Origin of the sequence: Microbacterium paulum (assembly GCF_015707995.1) — a bacterium.
GTDB classification, from domain to species: domain Bacteria; phylum Actinomycetota; class Actinomycetes; order Actinomycetales; family Microbacteriaceae; genus Microbacterium; species Microbacterium paulum.
In genome coordinates, this window is sequence record NZ_JAAGRY010000104.1 from 1 (window position 1) to 5531 (window position 5531).

Annotated in this window: 3 rRNA genes; all 3 read left to right on the top strand. The window is 54.9% G+C overall.

Going from position 1 to position 5531, the window contains the following annotated elements:
• The first annotated feature begins 250 nt into the window (after positions 1 to 250).
• Positions 251 to 1774, top strand: a 16S ribosomal RNA gene (locus tag G3N18_RS15420).
• Positions 1775 to 2150: 376 nt separating this feature from the next.
• Positions 2151 to 5254 (top strand): 23S ribosomal RNA (locus G3N18_RS15425).
• A 99-nt stretch (positions 5255 to 5353) separates the two neighbouring features.
• Positions 5354 to 5470: ribosomal RNA gene (gene rrf / locus G3N18_RS15430) — 5S ribosomal RNA — on the top strand.
• Together the 16S, 23S and 5S rRNA genes form the textbook arrangement of a ribosomal RNA operon.
• Positions 5471 to 5531 lie beyond the last annotated feature (61 nt).

Consider the following 5531-nt stretch of genomic DNA (forward strand, 5'->3'; position numbering starts at 1 on the left):
GTGTAAGGTAGAGAAGTTGCCCTTCTGGGATGCCGTGAGGTGTTGTGGGGGGAGCGTCCGATCCTTGAGAACTCAACAGCGTGCACTTGTCAAATGCCAAATAACCTCGATTCAACTTCGGTTGAATGAGATTCCTTTGGATCAAAGTCCGGCACTCCGGTGCCGGCAACGGATAGTCAGCAATGACATCCCTTTGGTCAGTTCAAACTCGCTCGGTCAGTCAATTTCCGGTTGATCGCAGCAACATTTCTTTACGGAGAGTTTGATCCTGGCTCAGGATGAACGCTGGCGGCGTGCTTAACACATGCAAGTCGAACGGTGAAGGCGGAGCTTGCTCTGCTGGATCAGTGGCGAACGGGTGAGTAACACGTGAGCAATCTGCCCCTGACTCTGGGATAAGCGCTGGAAACGGCGTCTAATACTGGATACGAGCTGCGAAGGCATCTTCAGCAGCTGGAAAGAACTTCGGTCAGGGATGAGCTCGCGGCCTATCAGCTTGTTGGTGAGGTAATGGCTCACCAAGGCGTCGACGGGTAGCCGGCCTGAGAGGGTGACCGGCCACACTGGGACTGAGACACGGCCCAGACTCCTACGGGAGGCAGCAGTGGGGAATATTGCACAATGGGCGCAAGCCTGATGCAGCAACGCCGCGTGAGGGACGACGGCCTTCGGGTTGTAAACCTCTTTTAGCAGGGAAGAAGCGAAAGTGACGGTACCTGCAGAAAAAGCGCCGGCTAACTACGTGCCAGCAGCCGCGGTAATACGTAGGGCGCAAGCGTTATCCGGAATTATTGGGCGTAAAGAGCTCGTAGGCGGTTTGTCGCGTCTGCTGTGAAATCCCGAGGCTCAACCTCGGGTCTGCAGTGGGTACGGGCAGACTAGAGTGCGGTAGGGGAGATTGGAATTCCTGGTGTAGCGGTGGAATGCGCAGATATCAGGAGGAACACCGATGGCGAAGGCAGATCTCTGGGCCGTAACTGACGCTGAGGAGCGAAAGGGTGGGGAGCAAACAGGCTTAGATACCCTGGTAGTCCACCCCGTAAACGTTGGGAACTAGTTGTGGGGTCCATTCCACGGATTCCGTGACGCAGCTAACGCATTAAGTTCCCCGCCTGGGGAGTACGGCCGCAAGGCTAAAACTCAAAGGAATTGACGGGGACCCGCACAAGCGGCGGAGCATGCGGATTAATTCGATGCAACGCGAAGAACCTTACCAAGGCTTGACATATACGAGAACGGGCCAGAAATGGTCAACTCTTTGGACACTCGTAAACAGGTGGTGCATGGTTGTCGTCAGCTCGTGTCGTGAGATGTTGGGTTAAGTCCCGCAACGAGCGCAACCCTCGTTCTATGTTGCCAGCACGTAATGGTGGGAACTCATGGGATACTGCCGGGGTCAACTCGGAGGAAGGTGGGGATGACGTCAAATCATCATGCCCCTTATGTCTTGGGCTTCACGCATGCTACAATGGCCGGTACAAAGGGCTGCAATACCGTAAGGTGGAGCGAATCCCAAAAAGCCGGTCCCAGTTCGGATTGAGGTCTGCAACTCGACCTCATGAAGTCGGAGTCGCTAGTAATCGCAGATCAGCAACGCTGCGGTGAATACGTTCCCGGGTCTTGTACACACCGCCCGTCAAGTCATGAAAGTCGGTAACACCTGAAGCCGGTGGCCCAACCCTTGTGGAGGGAGCCGTCGAAGGTGGGATCGGTAATTAGGACTAAGTCGTAACAAGGTAGCCGTACCGGAAGGTGCGGCTGGATCACCTCCTTTCTAAGGAGCATCTGAAGTCTTCGGGCTTCCAGAACCCTGATCAGAGCGAATGTCTCTGCAGGGAGCTCATGGGTGGAACATTTGACGAGGTGCCGAGGAGCGAACCTCGAGCAAGTACGACCTTCGGGTCTGGAACGTTCGAATCGAGCAAGTCGGCACATGCACGCTGTTGGGTCCTGAGGGACCGGATGCCGCTTCGGCGGTGACCATCCTCAGGACCTTTTCTGTTGCCGGCGGTGCTGGTGGCGGGGAGGGTACCGCCCGTACTTTGAGAACTACACAGTGGACGCGAGCATCTTCGAGATGAGTAATCATCTCGTGAAGATGATCTTAAAGATCATTAGTCAATTTCGATTGACGATTCGAACTCATGTGATTTCAAGTCTTTAAGAGCAAACGGTGGATGCCTTGGCATCTGGAGCCGAAGAAGGACGTAGCAATCTGCGATAAGCCTCGGGGAGTGGATAAGCACACTGTGATCCGAGGGTCTCCGAATGGGGAAACCCCGCTGGGCGGCGTGCCGACCCAGTGACTCCCGCCTGAATATATAGGGCGGGTAGAGGGAACGTGGGGAAGTGAAACATCTCAGTACCCACAGGAAGAGAAAGCAACCGCGATTCCGTTAGTAGTGGCGAGCGAAACCGGAACAGGCTAAACCGAGTACGTGTGATATCCGGCAGGAGTTGCGTATTCGGGGTTGTGGGACTTTTCTGGTTGTTCTGCCGAGCAGCCGGCGTTACAAGAAGGTATAGACGAACTGGATTGAAAGCCAGGTCATAGAGGGTGCCAACCCCGTAGTCGAAATGCCTCTCTTGACGCGAAGAGTATCCCAAGTAGCACGGGGCCCGAGAAATCCCGTGTGAATCTGTCAGGACCACCTGATAAGCCTAAATACTCCCAGATGACCGATAGCGGACAAGTACCGTGAGGGAAAGGTGAAAAGTACCCCGGGAGGGGAGTGAAATAGTACCTGAAACCGTTTGCTTACAAACCGTTGGAGCAGCCCTGGTAGCTGTGACAGCGTGCCTTTTGAAGAATGAGCCTGCGAGTTAGCGATACGTGGCGAGGTTAACCCGTGTGGGGTAGCCGTAGCGAAAGCGAGTCTGAATAGGGCGATTCAGTCGCGTGTCCTAGACCCGAAGCGAAGTGATCTATCCATGGCCAGGTTGAAGCGACGGTAAGACGTCGTGGAGGACCGAACCCACTTAGGTTGAAAACTGAGGGGATGAGCTGTGGATAGGGGTGAAAGGCCAATCAAACTTCGTGATAGCTGGTTCTCTCCGAAATGCATTTAGGTGCAGCGTTGCGTGTTTCTTGCCGGAGGTAGAGCTACTGGATGGCCGATGGGCCCTACAAGGTTACTGACGTCAGCCAAACTCCGAATGCCGGTAAGTGAGAGCGCAGCAGTGAGACTGTGGGGGATAAGCTTCATAGTCGAGAGGGAAACAACCCAGACCACCAACTAAGGTCCCAAAGCGCGTGCTAAGTGGGAAAGGATGTGGAGTTGCCTTGACAACCAGGAGGTTGGCTTAGAAGCAGCCACCCTTGAAAGAGTGCGTAATAGCTCACTGGTCAAGTGATTCCGCGCCGACAATGTAACGGGGCTCAAGCACGCCACCGAAGTTGTGGCATTGACATTATTGGTAGGCCTTCGTGGTCCAGCCGTGTTGATGGGTAGGAGAGCGTCGTGTGGCCAGCGAAGCGGCGGTGTGAACCAGCCGTGGAGGCTACACGAGTGAGAATGCAGGCATGAGTAGCGAAAGACATGTGAGAAACATGTCCTCCGAAAGACCAAGGGTTCCAGGGTCAAGCTAATCTTCCCTGGGTAAGTCGGGACCTAAGGCGAGGCCGACAGGCGTAGTCGATGGACAACGGGTTGATATTCCCGTACCGGCGAAGAACCGCCCAAGCTAATCCAGTAGTGCTAAGTGTCTGAATCCCATTGACGGATCCCTTCGGGGTGAAGCGTTGGGCCTAGCGCACGACCCCATTCTGGTGCGGTTAGCGTATTAACAGGTGTGACGCAGGAAGGTAGCCCAACCCGGGCGATGGTTGTCCCGGGGCAAGTGCGTAGGCCGAGAGATAGGCAAATCCGTCTCTCACATAGGCTGAGACACGATGCGGATAAAAAGTGGGTGATCCTATGCTGCCAAGAAAAGCATCGACGCGAGGTTCTAGCCGCCCGTACCCCAAACCGACTCAGGTGGTCAGGTAGAGAATACCAAGGAGATCGAGAGAATCGTGGTTAAGGAACTCGGCAAAATGCCCCCGTAACTTCGGGAGAAGGGGGGCCATCCACTTATTAGGACTTGCTCCGAAAGGGTGTGGTGGCCGCAGAGACTAGTGGGTAGCGACTGTTTATTAAAAACACAGGTCCGTGCCAAGTCGCAAGACGATGTATACGGACTGACGCCTGCCCGGTGCTGGAAGGTTAAGAGGACCGGTTAGCCGCAAGGCGAAGCTGAGAATTTAAGCCCCAGTAAACGGCGGTGGTAACTATAACCATCCTAAGGTAGCGAAATTCCTTGTCGGGTAAGTTCCGACCTGCACGAATGGCGTAACGACTTCCCAACTGTCTCAACCGCGAACTCGGCGAAATTGCACTACGAGTAAAGATGCTCGTTACGCGCAGCAGGACGGAAAGACCCCGTGACCTTTACTACAGCTTGGTATTGGTGTTCGGTGTGGCTTGTGTAGGATAGGTGGGAGACTGTGAAGCGGTGACGCCAGTTACCGTGGAGTCATTGTTGAAATACCACTCTGGTCACTCTGGATATCTAACTTCGAACCGTAATCCGGTTCAGGGACAGTGCCTGGTGGGTAGTTTAACTGGGGCGGTTGCCTCCCAAAAAGTAACGGAGGCGCCCAAAGGTTCCCTCAACCTGGTTGGCAATCAGGTGTCGAGTGTAAGTGCACAAGGGAGCTTGACTGTGAGACTGACAGGTCGAGCAGGGACGAAAGTCGGGACTAGTGATCCGGCAGTGGCTTGTGGAAGCGCTGTCGCTCAACGGATAAAAGGTACCTCGGGGATAACAGGCTGATCTTGCCCAAGAGTCCATATCGACGGCATGGTTTGGCACCTCGATGTCGGCTCGTCGCATCCTGGGGCTGGAGTAGGTCCCAAGGGTTGGGCTGTTCGCCCATTAAAGCGGTACGCGAGCTGGGTTTAGAACGTCGTGAGACAGTTCGGTCCCTATCCGCTGCGCGCGTAGGAAATTTGAGAGGATCTGACCCTAGTACGAGAGGACCGGGTTGGACGAACCTCTGGTGTGCCAGTTGTTCTGCCAAGAGCACCGCTGGTTAGCTACGTTCGGGATGGATAACCGCTGAAAGCATCTAAGCGGGAAGCCGGCCTCAAGATGAGATTTCCATGCCTTCGGGCGAGAGGCTCCCAGCCAGACTACTGGGTTGATAGGCCGGATGTGGAAGCGCGGTAACGCGTGAAGCTGACCGGTACTAATAAGCCGATGACTTGATAACACACCGTTTTGGTGCTTGCGTCCACTGAGTGGTTCTCGATGTACGGTCGAGAACCGCATGACAATGATTTTGTTGTGCAGACTGAAACATCAATAGTGTTTCGGCGGCCATAGCGTGAGGGAAACGCCCGGTTACATTCCGAACCCGGAAGCTAAGCCTCACAGCGCCGATGGTACTGCAGGGGGGACCCTGTGGGAGAGTAGGACACCGCCGGACTTCTTCCGTGAAATGGCCACCCAATGCTGGGTGGCCATTTCCCGTTAACACGGTCCACCGC